Genomic DNA, 20,239 nt, shown 5'->3' with positions numbered 1-20,239 from the left:
AATTTTAAGCTGATTTATGTTATGCGATTTACTGCTGATGCCAAAAAGGCATGCCCATTGTTGGGGTTGACGGTTTTGCAACCTCTTTTTCGGGCATTGCTTTAGCTTCATAAGCGATTCTGCCTGCGTCTACCGCAAGTGAAAATGCCTTTGCCATTGCAATTGGGTCGCCCGCTTGCGCTACCGCACTATTTAATAATACTGCATCATACCCCATTTCCATTGCCGTTGCTGCGTGTGAAGGTAAGCCCAGTCCTGCATCCACTAGCAAAGTGGTATTGGGTAAGCGCTCGCGAATGGTTTTTAACGCATACGGATTTAACAACCCTTTACCTGTACCAATTGGTGCGCCCCACGGCATCAGTACTTCACACCCTAAATCGACTAATTTTTGGCAAATAACTAAGTCATCAGTGCAATAGGGTAAAACTTCAAAACCGTCATCGATTAGTTGTTTTGTCGCTTCAAGTAAGCCAATGGGGTCTGGCTGTAAATTGTACTCATCGCCAATAAGCTCGAGCTTAACCCAATTAGTTTGAAACACTTCGCGGCACATTTTGGCAAGGGTTACGGCCTCTTGCACACTGTGGCAACCTGCGGTATTGGGTAATACTTTTAGGCCGGTATCTTTGATCAATTGCCAAAAATCATTACCTGCTTCAAGGGTACCTTGCCTACGCAATGATACCGTCACCACCTCTGCACCCGATGCCTCAATTGACTGCTTCATTACTGCAGGAGATGGATACAAGGCTGAGCCAATAAATAAACGGCTCGACAGCGTTTGCCCATAAATAGTTAACGGTTTATCCATTACCCCCCCTGTATTGGCGAGAGAATTTCAATCTGATCGCCATCAGTCAAAGTGATGCCTTCGCATTGTTCACGCGGCACAAAGCTTTGATTTACTGCAACCGCGTAGGGTTCGCTAGCACCCAACTTCGCTAGCAGAGCAAGCAACGTCGTATTGCTTTCAACATCGCGCTTTTCGCCATTAATTATTACATTCATTTTGCACTCTTAGTTAATCTGCTCAAGCGCCATTTCAACCACTTTTGGCGCCAGTAAATAACCATGTCTATACAAGCCATTAATCACAATGCGCTTACCCTGTTTTTCAACCAATGGGCGGTTATCGGGCAGGCTTGGCCTTAGCCCTGCTTGCATCTCAAGTATTTCGGCTTCAGCAAAGCCACTGTGCACTGTGTATGCAGCTGACAACAACTCCATTGCTGAACGCAGCGTCATTGGCTTTGTTGATTGCGATTCAATTTCTGTCGCGCCAATTACAAATTCATGATTCGGCTTTGGCACAATATAGATTGGATAGCGCGGGTGCATTAATCGCACAGGGCGATTAAGCGACACTTCTGGTGCATATAAGCGCACCACCTCACCGCGTACACCGCGAAGGTTTTGAAGCGAAGGTTTAGCGCCTAAACCGCGGCAATCCAAAATCATATCAAAGTGGTTTTCGTTAATATTGCCTGAAAACGACTCAAAGAAAGTGACCTTGTCTTTTACTTGTTGGTAACTTGCCGCATAAAACGCACGGTTATCAAGCTGACCTTCGCATGGCAAGTAAATACCTTGATGAAAACGCCCTGAAAGTGCGGGTTCCAGCTCGGCAAGCTGCGCACTATTAAGGTGTTGTGCACTTTGCTCTGCAATTGGCTTTAAGCGATTAGTAAACGAGTCTAAGTCACCTTTATCTTGCAGATGTGCAACCACTAAGCTGCCATGTTGTTGGAAAAACACCGGCTCATCTAACATCTCGATAATCGACTGCCACAGTGGCATCGCCTGCATGCCAAGCTCGGCTAAATCAGCTTCACATAGAACCGATTCGGCTAACGGCGCAAGCATAGCCGCGGCGACAAAACCTGCACTTTGCTCACCGCTCACTTTACCTGACTCAAATACCGATACTTGATGCTGCTGATAAAGCTGCAATGCCGCTAAACGCCCCGTTAAACCGTAACCTAAAATCGCTATTTTTTTTCGCTGTGAACTTGCTGTCATAGTACGTCCATGCAGTTAAATATGTATCAGAATTCAGCAGTTTTACTTACTGAATTCTGAATACTTATTGCTGATTTATACTTTCTGATAAATCTCAGAACCAGCCGATTTAAACTCTTCTGATTTCGCTTTCATTTCTGCCTCAACATCAATCATTTTGATTTCAATTGCATTCGCATCTGAAATATCGACCCCCTGATTTTCTAAATCTTTCGCATAATCACGCACTTCCTGGGTGATTTTCATCGAACAGAATTTAGGACCACACATTGAACAAAAATGTGCAACTTTGCCTGACTCTTGTGGAAGGGTTTCATCGTGATACTCAAGCGCGCGCTCAGGATCTAAACCAAGATTAAACTGATCGTGCCAACGGAACTCAAAACGTGCTTTAGAAAGTGCGTTATCGCGAATTTGCGCACCTGGGTGACCTTTTGCCAAATCTGCTGCATGCGCTGCAATCTTATAGGTAATAAGGCCTTCTTTAACATCATCTTTATTCGGTAAACCTAAATGCTCTTTTGGCGTTACATAACACAGCATTGCTGTGCCGTACCAAGCAATTTGCGCAGCCCCAATGCCTGATGTGAAGTGATCATAACCCGGTGCAATATCGGTTGTTAGTGGACCTAAGGTATAAAATGGTGCTTCATGACAATGCTTAAGCTGCTCGTCCATATTGGCTTTGATCATGTGCATTGGCACGTGACCTGGGCCTTCGATGAATACCTGCACATCGTGTTTCCAAGCAATTTGAGTTAGCTCACCTAATGTACGTAACTCTGAAAATTGCGCCTCGTCGTTTGCATCAGCCACAGAGCCTGGGCGCAGGCCATCACCGAGTGAGAAACACACATCGTATTGCTTTAAAATTTCACAGATTTCTTCAAAGTGAGTGTATAAGAAGTTTTCTTTATGGTGCGCTAAACACCATTTCGCCATAATTGAACCACCACGTGACACAATACCTGTGACACGTTTTGCCGTCATTGGTACATAGCGAAGTAAAACACCGGCGTGAATAGTAAAGTAATCCACCCCCTGCTCTGCTTGCTCAATGAGCGTGTCACGGAAGATTTCCCAAGTTAGGTCTTCTGCTACACCGTTTACTTTTTCAAGCGCTTGGTAAATTGGTACGGTACCAATTGGTACTGGCGAGTTACGCACAATCCATTCACGTGTTTCGTGAATATAACGGCCAGTCGATAAATCCATTACCGTATCTGCGCCCCAGCGAGTTGACCATACAAGCTTCTCAACTTCTTCTTCAATTGAGCTTGATACTGACGAGTTACCAATGTTTGAATTTACTTTAACCAAGAAATTACGGCCAATAATCATCGGCTCAGATTCAGGGTGGTTAATATTATTTGGTAATACCGCACGGCCGCGTGCAATTTCATCGCGGACAAATTCTGGCGTAATAAAATCTGGCAGTTCTGCACCAAACGATTCGCCTTTGTGTTGCTGCGCTAAAATTTCTTCACGAATTTTTTTACGGCCCATATTTTCACGAATCGCAACGTATTCCATTTCTGGTGTGATAATGCCCTGACGCGCATAATGCATTTGCGTGACGTTTTTACCCGCTTTAGCACAACGCACTTTTGGTAGGTTTTCAAAACGTAAGTGATCTAACCCTTCATCAGCCATACGCTGCTGAGTGTATTGTGAGGTTACCGACTCTAGCTCTTCGGTATCATCACGACCTTCAATCCACGCTTGACGGAATTTTGGTAAACCAACTTCAACATTAAGCTCAGCATTCGGGTCGGTATAAGGACCCGAAGTGTCGTAAACGCGTACTGGCTCGTTCTTTTCAAAAATAGGGTTTTCTTCTGTACCACCAGCAAAAGTATCGCTTAACGTGATTTCGCGCATACCAACGCGTACGCCCGGGTTTTCACCTTCCACATAAATTTTCTGTGAATTAGGAAATGGCTGGGTTTTTAGGTTGTATATATAATCAGATGCCGCTTGTCGCGCTTCGCGACGGCTCATTTGATTTGCTGGCTTAGTATTACTTTGTGACATGACGCACCTTTAAATAATTAAATCGAGTGACGGTCTTGCCAAAGTTCGTGATGATTGAAGCGCACACAGCGCCTAGGAGGCAGTTCTTAATATAATTAAGACAACAGTGAAAAGGTTTTTTGCCAAATGGCAAACAAACGCTTGCCACCAAGCTGCTTGTTTCCTACGTAGATTCTAATCTATTCAGGTTCACGGATCCCGCTTATGCGATCTCAGCCTTAGTTTTACTCAAAAAGTAAAAGGCACTCCGACAAGTAACGATTGAATTCTATGCGTTTATTCTAAACGACGCAATAAAAGATTAAGCTGATAAGACCAATGGAGAAGTAATTGACTGTGCCAAATAAGAATTGGCGCTCTCGCTAGGGATCGAACCTAGAACTCGGCCTCCGGAGGGCCACGTGATATCCATTTCACCACGAGAGCACGGCGACAATAATAATGGCTAAACCTTCGAATTACCAGCGAATGGAAACTCACTTGGCTAATATATCAACAAGATAGTTACAATTAAGTTGTAATTTACTCGCATTTTTTAATAAAAAACGCTTTAATTAAAAGATTCACTTGAAGCATGCCTAGGGTCTGTTGACCTTTGCGGTTCTATTTTTGCTCTCTTTGAGCGTGCTTTTATCGCGGCGTTCGATGTGTGGCCTAGTCATCTAAGCGAATATCGAACAACAACAAGAAAAGTGCGCTCAAAAGAGCCGAGAGGCAGCGCTTGATTGGCTTTTCTACAGCGTTATCGGCTGACTTACGTGGAATAACCATGCCACGCAGCCTCTGCCTTGTATAAAAGCCAGTCAAACTGCTGCAAAAACGAACTTTAAAGATCAACAGACCCTAATTACTAGGAGAACAAAATGGCATTAATGACTACAGAACAAGTTGCAGAATTTCTTGGCGTAAAAGAAGAACGCGTCCGTCGTTTAGAGCGTGAGAGCTTGCTAATTGCTGCTGAAAAAGACGATGCTGGCAACGCTAAATTTAACGAAGATGACGTTAAACGCTATAAAGAATTAGCAGAACGTATTGGTGGTATTTAATCGTTTATAAACGGTTTTAGCGCTTGAGCATGGCTTGTAAAGCCATGCTTTAAATACCACAAATAACAAATTAAATTGTAAAGCTGCTGATATAAGTCTAGCTTTTCTAATTGCTGTGACGACACGCTTGGTTGCTTAAAATAGCAGGCTAACAAATATTTTTTGTCACTAAGGTTAAGTGCTAGTGAGCTACAAAGCGCCGCCAAATCAAAGTAAACATCATTAAGTCCCACATACTCAAAATCGATTAACCAACTCGTTTTATTTGAAAAAATTAGATTTTCTCGCACTAAGTCGTTATGACACACGCCAAGTTCATATGGGTAATTTTTTAACTTCGCAAGTAATTGATTAATTGTTGTTTGATAATTTTTATATTCTGCTAGCTCAATGTAACTACTAAAGAGTGTACTTAGATTTATCTCTTCATAGTCATAATCACTATTCAAATTATGTAAAACAACTAACTTTGCTACTAACGATTGAAGGTGGAGCGATTTATTAAACTCTACGCTTTCAATAAATTGATAAGCAATCAGCTTATGTTTTTCACTAGTCGCTATAACGTTTGGCACAACATCTTTTTTTGCTAAATGCTGCTCAACTAAAGTCACTTTAAAGTTATTTTCACGATCAAAATGCTTTAATAGCAGAGTTTTTCCACACTGGGTTTCAACCCGAAAACAGGTGTTATTAACACCTTGAGTAAGATAAAGCGCTTTTTTAGCTACAAACTCTAAACCAAGTTTAACTAGATAGTCTTGGCATTGATTAAGCAAAAGCCTGATCTCTTTGCAGCTGAAAATGCTGGCGCCATTGCAAATAGCCCCAAATCACCATACCGGTATAAATCGCAAATAGTACAACTGTTGGGTAATACCCTTTTTGTAGATACAGATAAATAGATGCCGCATCAATCACTAGCCAGTAAAGCCAGTTTTCAAGTACCTTTTTGGCAACTAAGTAAGTAGTCATTACCGCGAAACAGGTAGTAAAGGAGTCTAGGTAAGCAAAATCTGCATGCGTGTAGTTATCCATCACATAACCCAAGGCTAATGCAATTAAACTGGTTACTGTGATAATGATAAAGTGGGTATTAAACTGCCAACTTGAGATGGGTAATTCTTTTTTTTCTTTACCATTTTTCCAACAATAGAAACCATAAACCGCCATTGCCAAATAATAAAAATTCAGCAATGACTCCATTAATAAAGCACCGTTCCAAAATAGCAGAGTGTAAATAAAGGTACTTACAAAGGCACAGGGCCACGCCCACAAGCTTTCTTTCATCACAAACACTAAGTAAGCAAGGCCAAGCGCTACCGCGATATATTCCCAATAGCTCATTGCTGTAAAACCGCTTAAGGCTTGTGATAAAAATTCCATTTACACCTCTTTATTAGGTGATAAATCACCACCAATAAATTTACACACAAAAATTGCCTTACCAAATTCTTGGTGAGAACGTTTAATTTCGCGCGTTACTGCGTTCATTACCTCATCGTAGTTACCAAACACCTGCGTAGACATGGTGTTAGTAATCACTTCTAGGTTTGCGTTCGCGTTTAAACGGTCAATAAACCCTTTGATAAATGGAATATAATCTTGGTGCAACGGATATTTACTAATTTCTACTTTCAGGTTTCAGGTTTCAGGTTTCAGGTTTCAGGTTTCAGGTTTCAGGTTTCAGAAGAGCCTAACAGCCACATCTGAAACCCAAACACATTACTTATAATTGAATTAATACTGATAGGTAAAACTTACACCTGCCATACGCGGCTCAGCAAATTGCACATAAGTGTGCGTCTCGTAAAAATCTCGTGGGTCATTACCAAACTCAAAACCTCGAGTTGCGTAATCTTGATTGAACATATTACGTACCCAAGCACTTACTTCCCATCCATTGCGGCTATAACCAATCTTAGCATTAACCAGATTTACGCTTTCAGCCTTTGAGTCGTGACTATCTGAGAAGTAGTAGTCATCTTTGCCTTCAATGCCTAAATTAACATACAGGTTATCGGTTGCATCGAAACGCGCCGAGAAGGCATAGTTGTAGCGCGGTGCTTGTGCTTGTTCGCGGCCATCTTTGCTCTCGCCATCTGCATTAACAAAGTCATCCATACGCGTACGTAAATAACCTACCGCACCGTTTAAACTAATGCGGTCGGTTAATTGATAACGTCCATCGATTTCAATACCGTAGTTACGGCCACTAGCTGCGTTATCGAAATAGCCCACAAACACAGGTTCTGAAGCCTCATTTGCTTTGTATTCTTTGTACGCTTTAACTTGCATATTATCGCGGTACATATAAAACGCAGCTAAACGAAGTACAAGTCGCTTATCTTTAGACATGCCTTTAACGCCAAACTCGCCACTCCATAAATACTCGGGGTCAAAATATTTAATGGTTTCAAAGAAACTTTGATCTACGCCTTCATCTCGAGCTTTTGCTAGTGCTTCACCATTAATGCCCCCCACTTTGTAACCACTTGTGAGGCTGGTATAGATCATCGCTTGCTGGTTTACTTGGTGCTCAAGTGCAAGTTTTCCGCCTACCATTGAATCATCAACTGATTCTGAAAAACCATTGTTATCAAAATAATCACCTTGGTAATTTTCTGCACGCACGCCCGTAATCAAAACCGTACGATCATCAATGCGTGTTTCTAATTGACCAAATACAGCAATATTATCTATTTGATAATTTGACTCAAAGTCTTGTGCTTGCCATGTATAAACGCGTGTTAAGTCAACGTCTTTGCTTTGATAATATACGCCGCCAATCCAAGTCCCTTCTTTGCTTTGCACGTTTAATTCAACGGAACGGTCTTTACGGTCTCGATCATACGCATCGGTCGAACTATAGCCCCAAGGGTGAAGACCAGCACTGCATAACTCAGCTTCTTCTGGGTCATTACATACCCAATCTTCATCGTAGCTATACAATAAATCAGCATTGAGCGCGTTAACATTGAAATTGATATCAAAACTATCAAAACCTGAAAAATTATTACGCCAGCTAACGCCGTAACTTTCTTGGTTATCTTGCCCTGGCTGATCAGCTACTGATTTACGTGAATTATCGAGGGTAAAGGCATCATAACCATTTTCAATATCGATATAATGTAAGTTCAATTCGCTGACAAACACATCGCTGAAATCTGTTTTTGCTTTAAAGCGTGCAACCAGTTCATCTTGATCTTGGGTAGACTCATTTAAGTAAATGTTATCAACATAACCATCTGAGCTATTTTGGTACACGCTAGCACGCATACCAACAACATCATCAATACCGCCACCAGCAGCAATACCTAGGTTATAGGAATTGTAATTTCCGGCGCCGAGCTGCAACTTGGCGCGCCCATCTGTTGTAGCTTCACTTGTATCAATGTGGATCATGCCTGCCAGAGCGTCTGCGCCAAAACGCGTTCCCTGAGGACCACGGTAAATCTCAGCTTGCTGTGTATCAAACAACAACGCTGCTCCGCCTAAACCAGAGTAATTAATACCATCAATTAATAACCCTACTGATGGATTAATCGGATCAACAAATTGCGAACGTAAACCGATACCACGAATTTGAATAAAACGTCCGCGCGATGCGCCAGACGTATAATTAACGTTAGCAGCCGTGTTTAACATTTCATCCAAATGCACGGCATTACGCATTGCAATATCTTGCTCACCAAGTACATGCACACTTGCGCTTAACGTTTGAATACTTTCTTTTTTAAAGTCACCAGTAACAGTAATAACTTCAATATTGTCTGGTTCTTGATTAGCAACACTGGTTGCTGAAATTGACGCGAGAATAGCTGCAGAAACGAGTTTTAAGCTGGTTTTCACTTTGGCATCCCATCTTTGATACATAGTAATTGCCGCATAGTTTATAAGAAGTTAATTGTGTAAGCGAGAAAAGTTCGTATTTGAGAGCATAAGTCATACCTCTTTAATCAAAGATTTAGGTAAACTGCTAAAAAATTTTGAGTACTAATTTATGAACTTTCGAATAGAACTAAAAGTAAGAGATTACGAATGTGACTTACAAGGCATTGTAAACAACGGTGTGTATTTTAATTACCTAGAACATGCACGCCACGAGTTTTTATATGCCAACAATGTCGATTTTGCCAAACTAGCAGCCGATAAGATCAACTTAGTGGTAATACGCAGCGAAATTGATTTTAAAACTTCATTGCAACCGGGCGACGAGTTTTATGTTGAAGTGAGCCCAGAACGCATTTCAAAACTAAAATTTGGTTTTCGCCAACGCGTTGTGCGAAAAAAAGATAACAAAGTAGCCGTAGAGGCACTTGTTATTGGCACATCAGTAAATGAAAAGGGCAGGCCATTTTTACCAAATGAGATCAATGACTTGTTCCCTTTGAGTGGTAGCAAGTAATAATCATTAAAAAGGATGCATAAGCATCCTTTTTTAATTATTTAAGTAAAGGTGAAGATTCACTAAATTTACTAGTAAGATATTGGCTGAAATCAGCTCCACAACTATTATGTCTAAGACTGTATTCAACAAACGCTTTCATATATCCGAGTTTGTCACCACAATCATGGCTTTCACCACTCATATGATGTGCTTCAACAATTTCACGCTCAATAAGCTTATCTATTGCATCTGTAAGTTGAATTTCTCCACCGGCTCCCACAGGCGTATTTTCCAATAACGGCCAAATATTATCTGATAACACATATCGCCCTACAACAGCCAAGTTTGATGGAGCTTTGTCAATTTCTGGCTTCTCAACCATTGAATTGATTACTGCGTTATCACCTGGACTTGTTGTCTCTTGACCAATATCAGCGATGCCATACTTATTAGTTTCTTCTTTTGGCACTTCTTGTAGCAAGATCTGGCTATGTTTTGATTTTTCAAACCGATTAACCATCGCAGATAAATTTTCACTACCTTGGTTAGCCGTACTCTCATCAAGAATTACATCAGGCAAAACAACTACGAACGGGTTATTTCCCACAATCGGCTTAGCACACAACACCGCATGCCCTAACCCTTTTGCTTCGCCCTGTCTAACATGCATAATAGTGACATCTTCAGGGCAAATAGACCTTACATCTTCTAACAATTGACGTTTCACTCGCTTTTCGAGCGTCGCCTCTAACTCGTACGACGTGTCAAAGTGATTTTCGATAGCATTCTTTGACGAATGCGTAACAAGCACAATTTCTTTTATTCCCGCAGCGACACATTCATCAACAATATATTGAATTAGTGGTTTGTCTGCCAAAGGAAGCATTTCTTTTGGAATAGCTTTGGTCATAGGCAACATTCTGGTGCCTAAACCAGCTACAGGTATTACAGCTTTCACTTTTAATCCTTTAATTTTATAATTAATGGGATTTTTGCATAAAAATCTAATTAATTCTATTGATAGCCATTGGGATTTTGACTTTGCCAACGCCATGCATCGACCATCATATCGTCTAGCCCGCGCTCTGCTACCCAGCCTAATTCGTTTTTAGCTTTTTCAGGATTTGCATAACTCATTGCGATATCTCCCGAGCGACGTGGCTTTATTTCAAACTTAACGCTTCTTTTAGATGCAACTTCAAAGGCTTTGACCATTTCAAGCACAGAGAAACCATTACCAGTGCCTAGGTTATAGATTAACGCCCCATTAGCTGATTCTAACTTGCTAAGCGCTTTCAGATGGCCAAGAGCAAGGTCAACCACATGAATATAATCACGTACGCCTGTGCCATCCGGCGTATTGTAGTCATCACCGAAGATGCCTAAGCAATCCAATTTACCAATAGCGACTTGTGAGATGTAAGGCAACAAATTGTTTGGAATATCGTTGGGATCTTCACCAATCAGGCCTGACTTATGCGCACCTACTGGGTTGAAATAACGTAAAATTGCAAAACGCCATTTTTCATTTGATGCGGCTAAATCTTGTAAAATACGTTCAACCATGTATTTAGATGTTCCGTAAGGGTTGCTTGTCCCCCCTACCGGAGCGGTTTCAACGACAGGCAGTGATTCTGGCGTACCATAAACATTTGCAGACGAGCTAAAGACTAATTTGTTAACACCTGCTCTATCCATTGCTGCAAGAAGATTAAGCGTGCCTTGAACATTATTCTCATAATACTTATGCGGCATGGTAATAGACTCATTCACAGACTTTAGCCCTGCAAAATGAACAACACTATCAATACTATGCTTAGTAAAAATTGAATCTAATAACTCAGAATCTAAAATATCACCTTGATAAAATGTTACTGACTTATCTGTGATGTGCTGAACACGTTTTAACGCTTCTTCGGATGAATTTGATAAGTTATCAATTACAACCACATCAAAATTTGTTTGCAAAAGCTCAACTACAGTATGCGAGCCAATATACCCCGCTCCACCAGTAACCAGTACCGTCATTTGTTAAATCCTTAAACGTTATGAGTAGTAATCGCCAAATACTTGATAAAATCGTGTGAGTTCACTTTCACTTAGTTGGTTTATTCCAGCTGCTGCTGCTCGCCCACCACCGGTCGCAAATTGAGTTACTACTTTGTCTGCACCTTGTTTATTATTTAATGGCGCCCTAATACTCACAGTATAGCCCGACTCTTTATGGTGAGTGAGTACCGCATGCGCTTTATTTGGTGATTGATTTGCGAGCTCATTACCTAAAACGCCACTCACACGCCTTGCCCATGGTGCATCTTCCAATAAAATAACTTTGACCGCATCACTTTCATACATCACTTGCGCAGCTTGTGCCTTTACCATGTCGGCTTCATATAACGATTCTAATTGGTAAAAAATCGAATCTTTCTGCTCTATAACTTGCAAAGGTGATGGGTAATCAAGCAATAGTTCAAACAGCGCTTCTGGGTGAAAATGTAAATCCTCAATCGAACTACCATAACCGTTATAGTTAATATAAGTCCCTAACGCTTTTAGCTTGTCTTTTTGTTCTTGTGTTAATCCGAGTTTATCGGCCTCTGCATCTGCGGTGGCAATCATATTATCACCGTACGCTGCAGTAATAGCCCAAAGATGATATTGCTTATCGAGTAAATTACTGACAATCAAGCTTGTACAAGTATTGGCGTCTAAATCGATATGCGCTTCTAATTTATCGCTTGCTGGAATATCTCCTGCACGATGATGGTCAACATAAAACACTTCTGCACCAACATCTAAGCACTTATTAAGCGCTTCCATGTTTTTTTCCATTGAGATATCAAGTACACGAATTTTATCATCTGGCGTAACATCTACCTGTTTAAGCAATTGAATATCGCGTTTAACACCAGTAATTTTTTTACTTTCAGTAGGGTTTGCGAGCTGCAATTGAAGAAGTGCGATAATGCCATCGGCATCACCGTTAAATACGTCGTAGTTCATAATGATATGCACTTAAAAATAAACCAGATCTTGTAGACCTAAGCCACATTATGCAAATAACTTTTTATTCATAGATAAACCTTAGTACGCAATTGGCAAAAAATACTAAGACCCAGCTCGCTTGTTTTGTTTTAGCTGTTCAAGTTCCATTTCAACCATAGCGAGTTTTTGCGCTATTCTATCCATTTTAACTTGCGTTTTTGCTCGTTCAATATCCGCAATAAGCGCTTTTAACATTAATAATAAACACGCGAGAATAACCGGTAAAATTGGAGAGTAAGCAATGCCAACCCAACCAGCGGCAATGTCTGCCACTTGCGGGAAAACACCTAACACTAAAATGGATATAGCCAGAATAAGCCAGCGAAAAGCCGCGCCCATAAGAATGGAATCACGGCGAATTAATAAAATAACAAATATAAAAAAAACAACAGCAAGAAATGCTGTAAAATATTGATAAAATTCCATCTAAGATTCTTTTGCGTGACTTGGTATAAGGTGAGCTTTTTTGGCTATTTTACTCAAACATAACATCGTTGTATAACCCATATAGTATGTAACCGCCCACCAAGAATGAAAAATTCGGGAAATACCAGATTGCCTTTTTTCCATTTTTACGTTTGCTTCTGCTTTCGAAATATTAAATGTTTTCAAAAGTAACAGCACCCCTACATCTTGATATTCCAACAATGACGCTTCTTCTTTACTCAGGACATCTATCGCATGACGATCGTATAGCCTAAACCCCGAGGTTAAATCCTTTACCTTCACTCCTGACAGCTTACGAAATAAACTCCAAGCCACCCGACGAGACAAAGACCCTCTCGACGGACATGAGCCGATAACTAAATTAGCGCGTGTTTTGTTCTGTAATTCAAGCAAGATATTGATTTGACTTGCTAAATGCTGTTTATCCGCATCAAAAGTCACTAGGTTGTTGTACCCTTTATTTTTGGCATATCGAACTCCCGCCTGTGTCGCTTTCCAAGCGCCGATATTATAAGGCAAGGGCATCACTTTTACGCCTAGACTTCGTGCTATTGATGCGGTTTCATCCGTACTTGCATCGTCAACAACAAGTATCTCGTTATACCCGTGACTTTTTAAGTCTAAAACAACATCTGCAATTGTTGCTTCTTCATTGTGTGCAGGTATAACAATTAACATTCTCGCTATTCACTTACCTAAAATACGTAAAAGGCAAGTCTAAACGATATTAAGCAACAAAGGTAGTTTTACCTTTTGATACATTCCCGATAGGCTGCAAGCATATCATTTGCAACGACATGCAAATTAAAGTGCTGTGCAAAACGCGCTTTTGCATTCCCCCCCATGGTGCTTAACTGCTCACTATTGTTGATTACTTTTCTTAGCCCGTGAACAATCGCATCAACACTATTGTTTTCAACGACAATGCCTGTTTGCCCATTTTTCACCACCCAAGACATTCCACTTCCTTTAACATCACTAACTAGAGCAGGCTTTCCATACATAGCTGCTTCTAATAATACCACTCCGAAAGCTTCCGTTTTTTCAATTGATGGCAAACACAGCAAATCGGTGTTAGTCAACTCGAATACGAGTCGCTTTTCATCAACATGCCCTAAAAATTCAACTCTACTATTGAGCTTTAACGCTGTAACTGACGAGACTAGCTTATTTTTCAACTCGCCTGAGCCAATAATTGTGAGCTTAACTTTTTCATGTTCGCCCAGTTGTGAAAGCGCCTTTAGCATAAGTTCATGACCTTTGTAATAAGTCAAACGCCCTATCATTAACAGGTTTAAGTGATCGTTTTGCTGTGGCGAAAAATCAATATCTGTAGAGTTTTTTATACCTATCGGGACCACTGAGCATTTCGCTTTAAATTCTACCAGCGATGAACTGTGTTCTAAATAAGGCGGTGATGTGGCTATCACTTTTTGTGATTTTTTTAATAGCGCTTTTTCAAATACGCGATAAAACGGGTAAAGCAATTTGATTTTAAAATCAGGAACTGCTCCAATAACATCCGAGTGCCAATGAATTAACCAGGGTATTTTTCTTGCTCGCCGTGATACCAAGCATGCAAATGCAGAGAGATTTGGCATATGAATATGAATTAAGTCTGGCTGAAACTCATCAATCGCTTTGTCCAGCTCTTTACGAAAAGAAGGTGCGATGGGAGCGTAAGCTAAAACGCCAGCAATAGCGACTTTGCGGACTTCTACATTATTTATTGTCTCATAATGTGTTTTTTCTCCAGGCTTGTCTTGATGAGCAAGAATACACACTTTGGCCTCTCGACTGTATACCTCACTTTCAACAAGATCCTGTGTTACTTTTTCAATACCACCTGAGAAAGGGAAGTAATACTTCCCAATATGCAAGACTTTTAGTTTCAATATCACTTACTCGAATTAATTTAAAACCATGCTGCAAATATCACGTTCTATCGATGAATAGCTTGAATGCATAAGGTTTTTCCAATAAAAAGAAAAGCACTACAAATAACGAACGCTCATCATTACCACCTACCAAAATGGTTTATAAATGTGCATATATTGATTTAGCGAATCAATAGAAATAACCAGAAATGCTATACATGTAACCAAGAGCGCAGCTCTACTTTTTTGTATTACCACTAGGGATGCGAAGACCAGCAAGGAAATAAATACTCCCCACTTTAACCGATCAAACGTATATACAATACTGTGCTCAAACATCAGCACATTCTCAATCAAGATTAAAGCGCACACAATGATGGTAAACAGCAAGCTTTTATCTATTTCTTTTCTTTTAAGCACTAGAATAAATAGTGAAATCGGTATTAGTAACAGCCAATATCGATAAGACTGAAGTAGATTTTGAAACCACTGAGACCAAGTATAATATTCAACAAATGATCTCGCACTGAACCGACCAAACATTTGACTAAAGTAAACATCCAAGCCAAATAGTAAATGGTGATACATTAAAAAGAGTAAACTTGATGTGAGCAAAATACCAAAAAACGTAATCGCAGAACGAGCACTAACCCTTTTATTAACGTATTCATAAATCAAAATCAGTTGAATTATTCCTGCGGTTAAAAAGGCCGTCCACTCGACCCACAAACCGAACGCACACACTAACGATAAACCGACGATCCCAGGTTGAGAGTTTCGTCCTAAAAATAAAAGCAATGTCGCCGCAAGCACAACCTGATACAACTGATGACCCCACAGAGATGTGTGGTGTGAGTGTAATGGTTCTACAGCAAAGATTAACGGAAGAGTCGACAAAACAAGTATCAGCGTATTTTGTGAACCCGGCGCTTGTACTCTCAGGAAAAACATCATTAAAAATACGATAGATAAATACCACAATAAAAAATTAAATAACTGTAATTGTTTATCTAAAGGAGTGGCGGGTAAGACAGTCTCGAACAGCTCTGAAAAAAAATAACCAAGTATCATTACCCCTGGAGGAAATGACGTATAGCCCCCCTGCTGACTGTCCAACTTTAATTTAGCTGACGCACTTTGAGCTTGTCCCCATTGCTCTGGGGTTAGGTGTGATGGCGGTGAGATAGCAAAATAATGTTCAACAATCGGAGCTTGCTTATACCTATTGATAGAATCGATCACATGATTAGGTACTTCATAATTAAACCAACGATAATTATGATGCGCCTCTAGAGGGACGTTAGAATTATAATTGCTAACAAAAACAACCGCTAAAAGCCATAATATTATTGTTATGTAGAGAGGTTTTGAAAATTTGGCACTCATTATTAAACTAAGAAATATCTAAGAACTTCATAAGAATAGTATCATTGACACTGGCGCTTTACATCGTATTTTACACATCACTGTGCTTTTGCTCTTTGCCATAACTTCACTGATTCTATCGTGTGGGTAAGCGAGTAGCTTCCCAAATCAAGATTATCTTGATACGCATTTACATAGACTTGCGATGACTTAGGTATTTTAAATTGGCTTACATCCTTTGGCGGATTGCCAATTACGATAACCACTTTATCTTTAGATACATTTAGATTCGATGCAATTTCGTCAATATACTCAATTTTTTCTGGTAACGGTAATACCTTAGCGTCAGTAATAAGGGTAATGCCCCAAAAGCCATTTAAAGAAAAAATAAGATCTGCATTTTTAAATTCTGGTAGCCCTGCAACATGGTGCATGTTTTGAATTGCAAATGCACTAGCAAACCCCTTCCAAGCTGGTACCTCTCTTACAAACAACAGCATACATACAACAGCAGCCCAGAAAGGTTTCGCGCGGAAGAAGCAAATGCATAAGGCAATGGCGCAGCAGAATAGGAAAAGCAATGCCCCTCCCTCTAATCCGTAGACCTTTCTTACTAAATAAAACAATACTGTGAACAATAATATACATTTCTCAACTAACGATAAGTTACCGTTTATCCACTGTCGGATAATAATTATTTTTAACAATGCAAATAACGGCACCAAAAAAATAAAGTAATCAATAATTGCGCCTGAAAACGCAAATGGTGAGAGCATTACTAATGACAATACAAAACTCGATGCACAAGTACCTAAAATAAAACATTCAAGCTGAGTTAGGTAGCGCCACTTTCTCACACATATCAATAAAGCAGCTAAGGCAGTCGTCCAATTAATAATAAAAAACTTTATATTATTAATAATAAACAAAAATGACTTTTGCATAATTTCAGAAACGGGGGCTTCGGAAACAGAGAGCTTATAAAGCCACCATGTATTTGAAAAATAACTCATTGGTAAATCAAACCATAACTGAATAGCACCATTAACGCTATAAAGCAGCTCGCCAAAGCGGATATGATTAAAGTACAACCAAGGAGCAAAGCTTATACCTGATAAAACTGCTGTATAAATTAAACTACTTCGAACTTTTGGGTATTTAAAATAGATATAGCACCATGGGAGTAAGAAAAACACCTGCAAATAAAAACGTGAATACAGCACGCCAACCACAGCGAAGTATAGAGCAACTTTTAGATACAGAGATATCGTCTTATTTTGATGTTTAACGATACCAAGCAATGCACTGAATTGCAGGAGAAAGAAAAACACATCCTCCCCCCCTTTTGAAATAATTTGAACTAAAAAGTTAGGGAACATTGCCAAAATCGCGACAGCCCAAATAGCATTTGAGGCAAAAACGACTCTAGCTAAATACAATACTAATAGCAGCACTGCTACGGCCGTTAGCAAGCTATATGCTTGTGCAATCAATACAATTGAAAGATCTGGAAACAAGGTTTTGAGAAATGAAATACAAAAAATGGAAAACGGCTGTCGGTCTGAATTAAGCCAATAACCACTACTAGAAAGAGGTATATTAGAATAATCATCCAGCGCTAGTAGCGGTAAAGTTTGAGTCGAATATTCACCGAATGTGTAAAGGTTTTTAGCAACCGATGCACTTCGCGCTAAGTCAGAGGAATAAAAATAAAGCTCGTGAAAAATGTGATAATCATTTAAATATAAAAAAGAAAACAATAATAACAATGACAATACGGCTAAATGGGCGCTCTCTTTTACATTAACTTTTAACACATTTTAACCTTTGCACAAAAAACTCAATATCGTACACCTTGACTTCAGCTTGCCTTAGTTGATGATTGTCTAAGCTAGGAGTTAATTGTTCGAAATGTTGAACTCTATCAAGTAACTTTTGGCTAGTGACAGGCTCCTCTATTAAAACGCCTAAGTCTTCGTTCTTAATCGTTTCTATTAAGCCGCCACTTTTTGCACCAATAACAAATTTGCCGCTAGCTAATGCTTCAATTGCAACTAACCCAAAGTACTCATTTTCAGGAATCGCAATAACAGCTTTACATCGACTGTAATAATCCTTTAACTTTTCTGGAGGTAAGGCTCCTAACAAAGTGATATTGCTACACTGTTTAAACCGATTGAAAAGTTCAAGGTACATACTTCCAGAACCAATCACCACTAACTTAAATTCAGGCATTAAGCTAAAAGCTTCCAAAATTAAATTAACTCTTTTATTTTCCTCAAGCCTAGACACCACCAAGTAATAATCATCACTTCTCTTAAATTCAAACTCTTTACAGACTATCGGCGGATACAGTATTTCACTTGCTACTTTTAAGCTTTCGAATTTAGATTTTACATATTGAGAATTAGAATATACTTGATCCGCATTTTTTAAACTCTGCTTCAAAAGCCAGATATATAACCTTCGCAATAATGGCTGTAAGAGCTTGGTCATAAAAGTTGGTTGCTTTACAACGTCGCAAAAGTCAGGAAATGTATGGAAGTAGACGATTCTTCTCCCCCCTTTTGGCCCCAACATTAGTGCTAACGGCGAAAAGATTCCTGATAAAAAATAGTCACGATTGGTGTCTAACTTAAACTTAAAAAGATAAAAAAACATTAAAGATAACGTAGGGATTAATGCCTCCCTATAATCATAGCCATAGCATTTGATGTCATCGTCTTGAAAAAGACTTTTATCAACATACGCTGATTCAACTACTGAATGCTTTAAATAGCGCTGTAATAAAAGGCTAACTCTTTCCGCACCACCTTTAGCTATAAAATGATCATAAACAATTTTCATTATTTAGCCGCCTGTAGCAAATAAACATACCAACAAAAATAAGCGTTTCAATCAGCAACTTACCAATCACCAAACCTTTTACAGAATAAAACAGTGCAAGGGGTGGCGTAATAACAATGTATCCAACGAAACAATAGAGCACTATTTTAAAATACAACCGCTCTTTATTTTTCAAAATCAAAAGCATGGAATAGAATGAGTTTAAAGTAGCAATGCCTGCAACAACAATTAACGCGGCTATAAAATAAAATGCATTTTGGTAATGCGGGAGCCATGCGTTTATAAAATAATCACCTATAAGTAGAAACACACTTAAACCAAACAATGTTATAGCTACTACCATTAAGGCGTATTTTAATTCGTAGTGAGGTGATGAGTTGCCTTTTACTTTACCTATAAAAATATGACAAATAGGTAATAATAAAACCAAGACAGCTTCAAATACCTGAATGGAAAAAAAGTAAGATGCTATTTGTTCAAACCCAAGTAGAAAACTCCCGATTATCACATCAACTTTCAAATACGCGATACTAATAAGCTCAATTGCTATAAAAAAATTCCACTTTGGAAAAGTCACTCTGATTTTGTTAACAGGCAATTGCAGCATGGGTATTTTCAAAAAGAATACATTTATTACGAAGATACTGATGCAAGATGCTAAAATTAAATAATCGACTGATACTTCACTTGAAGAAAAAAGAAAAAACAAAGCAAAAACAATAACCACTAGATTTAACCGATATAACGGCATACTCCAACCATCTACTAAGTAGTTATTTATTCCTCTTTGATAGAAGCATTTACTTTGAAAAAGACTAAACAATAGAGCAAATACAACTACAAGAAATAACGTCTGATTAATCAGCAATAGTGGCAGTGTAAAAACAACAATTAAATTAAAAAATGCAACTTGCTTTTTCTCATAGCGACGGGGATTCCAAGCATGTGTTATAGCTAACTTATAAACCTTTTCTTTTCTTCCCCAATTAACAAAGACCAATATAATCGAAAATATGGACATATAAAAACCATATTGCCCATATACTTCAGGCTCAAGTTGTGAACTTAAACCTGCAAGTAATACAACTCCTAGAAGCAAACTAACAAAGTTTGCTAAGGAGTAATGTATAAAGTCTTTAGAAAAGCCGCTCATTCGATTACATAAT

General features: G+C 39.3%; 20 protein-coding genes, 1 tRNA gene and 1 riboswitch. Of the genes, 2 read left to right on the top strand and 19 right to left on the bottom strand.

Features of this window, described 5'->3' with window-relative positions; all coding sequences use genetic code 11:
• Positions 1–28: 28 nt before the first annotated feature.
• The 5 genes from PSPO_RS02095 to PSPO_RS02075 all read right to left on the bottom strand — a co-directional run bounded on the left by PSPO_RS02095 (position 29) and on the right by PSPO_RS02075 (position 4,482).
• Positions 29–814 (bottom strand): thiazole synthase, encoded by a 786-nt coding sequence (locus tag PSPO_RS02095; RefSeq protein ID WP_010561093.1) that lies wholly within the window; start codon positions 812–814, stop codon positions 29–31.
• On the bottom strand, positions 814–1,011 hold the full coding sequence (thiS, locus tag PSPO_RS02090) for a sulfur carrier protein ThiS (RefSeq protein WP_010561094.1): 198 nt from the start codon (positions 1,009–1,011) through the stop codon (positions 814–816). Before thiS ends, PSPO_RS02095 begins: the two co-directional genes overlap by 1 nt.
• 9 nt (positions 1,012–1,020) lie before the next feature.
• Complete coding sequence (locus PSPO_RS02085) at positions 1,021–2,022, bottom strand: FAD-dependent oxidoreductase (RefSeq protein ID WP_010561095.1); 1,002 nt, start codon at positions 2,020–2,022, stop codon at positions 1,021–1,023.
• A gap of 75 nt (positions 2,023–2,097) precedes the next feature.
• The gene (gene thiC / locus PSPO_RS02080) at positions 2,098–4,056 is read right to left on the bottom strand and encodes a phosphomethylpyrimidine synthase ThiC (RefSeq protein WP_010561096.1); all 1,959 of its coding nucleotides are present in this window, start codon (positions 4,054–4,056) and stop codon (positions 2,098–2,100) included.
• A gap of 143 nt (positions 4,057–4,199) precedes the next feature.
• Positions 4,200–4,316: riboswitch (TPP riboswitch) on the bottom strand.
• Positions 4,317–4,407: 91 nt separating this feature from the next.
• Positions 4,408–4,482 (bottom strand) — tRNA-Arg (locus PSPO_RS02075).
• 437 nt (positions 4,483–4,919) lie between these two features.
• Here PSPO_RS02075 and PSPO_RS02070 point away from each other — a divergent pair.
• Positions 4,920–5,102 (top strand): helix-turn-helix domain-containing protein, encoded by a 183-nt coding sequence (locus tag PSPO_RS02070; RefSeq protein ID WP_010561097.1) that lies wholly within the window; start codon positions 4,920–4,922, stop codon positions 5,100–5,102.
• Here PSPO_RS02070 and PSPO_RS02065 read toward each other — a convergent pair.
• The 4 genes from PSPO_RS02065 to PSPO_RS02050 form a co-directional block, all read right to left on the bottom strand.
• Positions 5,099–5,881, bottom strand: coding sequence for a phosphotransferase (locus PSPO_RS02065; protein WP_010561098.1), 783 nt, complete (start codon positions 5,879–5,881; stop codon positions 5,099–5,101). The two genes, PSPO_RS02070 and PSPO_RS02065, sit on opposite strands and share 4 nt — an antisense overlap.
• Entirely contained in the window at positions 5,874–6,488 is a 615-nt protein-coding gene (pnuC, locus tag PSPO_RS02060) for a nicotinamide riboside transporter PnuC (protein ID WP_010561099.1), read from the bottom strand. Before pnuC ends, PSPO_RS02065 begins: the two co-directional genes overlap by 8 nt.
• On the bottom strand, positions 6,489–6,743 hold the full coding sequence (locus PSPO_RS02055) for a hypothetical protein (protein WP_096035280.1): 255 nt from the start codon (positions 6,741–6,743) through the stop codon (positions 6,489–6,491).
• Positions 6,744–6,842: 99 nt separating this feature from the next.
• Positions 6,843–8,978, bottom strand: coding sequence for a TonB-dependent receptor (locus PSPO_RS02050; RefSeq protein ID WP_051320888.1), 2,136 nt, complete (start codon positions 8,976–8,978; stop codon positions 6,843–6,845).
• Positions 8,979–9,105: 127 nt separating this feature from the next.
• Here PSPO_RS02050 and PSPO_RS02045 point away from each other — a divergent pair, with 127 nt between their 5' ends.
• Positions 9,106–9,510, top strand: a complete 405-nt coding sequence (locus tag PSPO_RS02045; RefSeq protein ID WP_010561102.1) for an acyl-CoA thioesterase — start codon at positions 9,106–9,108, stop codon at positions 9,508–9,510.
• Between the two features lie 37 nt (positions 9,511–9,547).
• Here the strand turns inward: PSPO_RS02045 and galU are convergent, their stop codons facing one another.
• From galU to PSPO_RS01995, 10 genes are all read right to left on the bottom strand, one after another.
• Positions 9,548–10,450, bottom strand: a complete 903-nt coding sequence (gene galU, locus PSPO_RS02040) for a UTP--glucose-1-phosphate uridylyltransferase GalU (RefSeq protein WP_010561103.1) — start codon at positions 10,448–10,450, stop codon at positions 9,548–9,550.
• A gap of 56 nt (positions 10,451–10,506) precedes the next feature.
• Positions 10,507–11,520 carry a UDP-glucose 4-epimerase GalE gene (gene galE, locus PSPO_RS02035; RefSeq protein ID WP_010561104.1) on the bottom strand — a complete coding sequence of 338 codons (1,014 nt, stop codon included), beginning with the start codon at positions 11,518–11,520 and terminating at the stop codon, positions 10,507–10,509.
• Positions 11,521–11,538: 18 nt separating this feature from the next.
• On the bottom strand, positions 11,539–12,495 hold the full coding sequence (locus PSPO_RS02030; protein ID WP_010561105.1) for a hypothetical protein: 957 nt from the start codon (positions 12,493–12,495) through the stop codon (positions 11,539–11,541).
• Between the two features lie 105 nt (positions 12,496–12,600).
• Complete coding sequence (locus PSPO_RS02025) at positions 12,601–12,963, bottom strand: DUF2304 domain-containing protein (RefSeq protein ID WP_010561106.1); 363 nt, start codon at positions 12,961–12,963, stop codon at positions 12,601–12,603.
• Positions 12,964–13,662 (bottom strand): glycosyltransferase family 2 protein, encoded by a 699-nt coding sequence (locus PSPO_RS02020; protein ID WP_010561107.1) that lies wholly within the window; start codon positions 13,660–13,662, stop codon positions 12,964–12,966.
• Between the two features lie 68 nt (positions 13,663–13,730).
• Positions 13,731–14,879, bottom strand: a complete 1,149-nt coding sequence (locus PSPO_RS02015) for a glycosyltransferase (protein ID WP_010561108.1) — start codon at positions 14,877–14,879, stop codon at positions 13,731–13,733.
• 129 nt (positions 14,880–15,008) lie between these two features.
• Positions 15,009–16,247 (bottom strand): hypothetical protein, encoded by a 1,239-nt coding sequence (locus PSPO_RS02010; RefSeq protein ID WP_040641531.1) that lies wholly within the window; start codon positions 16,245–16,247, stop codon positions 15,009–15,011.
• Between the two features lie 77 nt (positions 16,248–16,324).
• Entirely contained in the window at positions 16,325–18,043 is a 1,719-nt protein-coding gene (locus PSPO_RS02005; protein WP_010561109.1) for a hypothetical protein, read from the bottom strand.
• Positions 18,030–19,073 (bottom strand): glycosyltransferase, encoded by a 1,044-nt coding sequence (locus PSPO_RS02000; RefSeq protein WP_010561110.1) that lies wholly within the window; start codon positions 19,071–19,073, stop codon positions 18,030–18,032. Before PSPO_RS02000 ends, PSPO_RS02005 begins: the two co-directional genes overlap by 14 nt.
• On the bottom strand, positions 19,057–20,226 hold the full coding sequence (locus PSPO_RS01995; RefSeq protein WP_010561111.1) for a lipopolysaccharide biosynthesis protein: 1,170 nt from the start codon (positions 20,224–20,226) through the stop codon (positions 19,057–19,059). Before PSPO_RS01995 ends, PSPO_RS02000 begins: the two co-directional genes overlap by 17 nt.
• Between the last annotated feature and the right edge of the window lie 13 nt (positions 20,227–20,239).

This window comes from Pseudoalteromonas spongiae UST010723-006 (assembly GCF_000238255.3).
Taxonomy (GTDB): Bacteria; Pseudomonadota; Gammaproteobacteria; order Enterobacterales; family Alteromonadaceae; genus Pseudoalteromonas; species Pseudoalteromonas spongiae.
Note: the sequence above shows the minus strand (reverse complement) of the source record. Positions and strands in the feature narration are given on the sequence as shown.

What these genes read in the sequence shown, in the direction of transcription:
- PSPO_RS02000 (WP_010561110.1), bottom strand. Translation starts at nt 19,073, where the DNA reads ATGAAAATTGTTTATGATCATTTTATAGCTAAAGGTGGTGCGGAAAGA.
- PSPO_RS02050 (WP_051320888.1), bottom strand. Translation starts at nt 8,978, where the DNA reads ATGTATCAAAGATGGGATGCCAAAGTGAAAACCAGCTTAAAACTCGTT.
- galE (WP_010561104.1), bottom strand. Translation starts at nt 11,520, where the DNA reads ATGACGGTACTGGTTACTGGTGGAGCGGGGTATATTGGCTCGCATACT.
- thiC (WP_010561096.1), bottom strand. Translation starts at nt 4,056, where the DNA reads ATGTCACAAAGTAATACTAAGCCAGCAAATCAAATGAGCCGTCGCGAA.
- PSPO_RS02095 (WP_010561093.1), bottom strand. Translation starts at nt 814, where the DNA reads ATGGATAAACCGTTAACTATTTATGGGCAAACGCTGTCGAGCCGTTTA.
- PSPO_RS02030 (WP_010561105.1), bottom strand. Translation starts at nt 12,495, where the DNA reads ATGAACTACGACGTATTTAACGGTGATGCCGATGGCATTATCGCACTT.
- PSPO_RS02025 (WP_010561106.1), bottom strand. Translation starts at nt 12,963, where the DNA reads ATGGAATTTTATCAATATTTTACAGCATTTCTTGCTGTTGTTTTTTTT.
- thiS (WP_010561094.1), bottom strand. Translation starts at nt 1,011, where the DNA reads ATGAATGTAATAATTAATGGCGAAAAGCGCGATGTTGAAAGCAATACG.
- PSPO_RS02045 (WP_010561102.1), top strand. Translation starts at nt 9,106, where the DNA reads ATGAACTTTCGAATAGAACTAAAAGTAAGAGATTACGAATGTGACTTA.
- pnuC (WP_010561099.1), bottom strand. Translation starts at nt 6,488, where the DNA reads ATGGAATTTTTATCACAAGCCTTAAGCGGTTTTACAGCAATGAGCTAT.
- PSPO_RS02070 (WP_010561097.1), top strand. Translation starts at nt 4,920, where the DNA reads ATGGCATTAATGACTACAGAACAAGTTGCAGAATTTCTTGGCGTAAAA.
- PSPO_RS02010 (WP_040641531.1), bottom strand. Translation starts at nt 16,247, where the DNA reads ATGAGTGCCAAATTTTCAAAACCTCTCTACATAACAATAATATTATGG.
- PSPO_RS02020 (WP_010561107.1), bottom strand. Translation starts at nt 13,662, where the DNA reads ATGTTAATTGTTATACCTGCACACAATGAAGAAGCAACAATTGCAGAT.
- PSPO_RS02085 (WP_010561095.1), bottom strand. Translation starts at nt 2,022, where the DNA reads ATGACAGCAAGTTCACAGCGAAAAAAAATAGCGATTTTAGGTTACGGT.
- PSPO_RS01995 (WP_010561111.1), bottom strand. Translation starts at nt 20,226, where the DNA reads ATGAGCGGCTTTTCTAAAGACTTTATACATTACTCCTTAGCAAACTTT.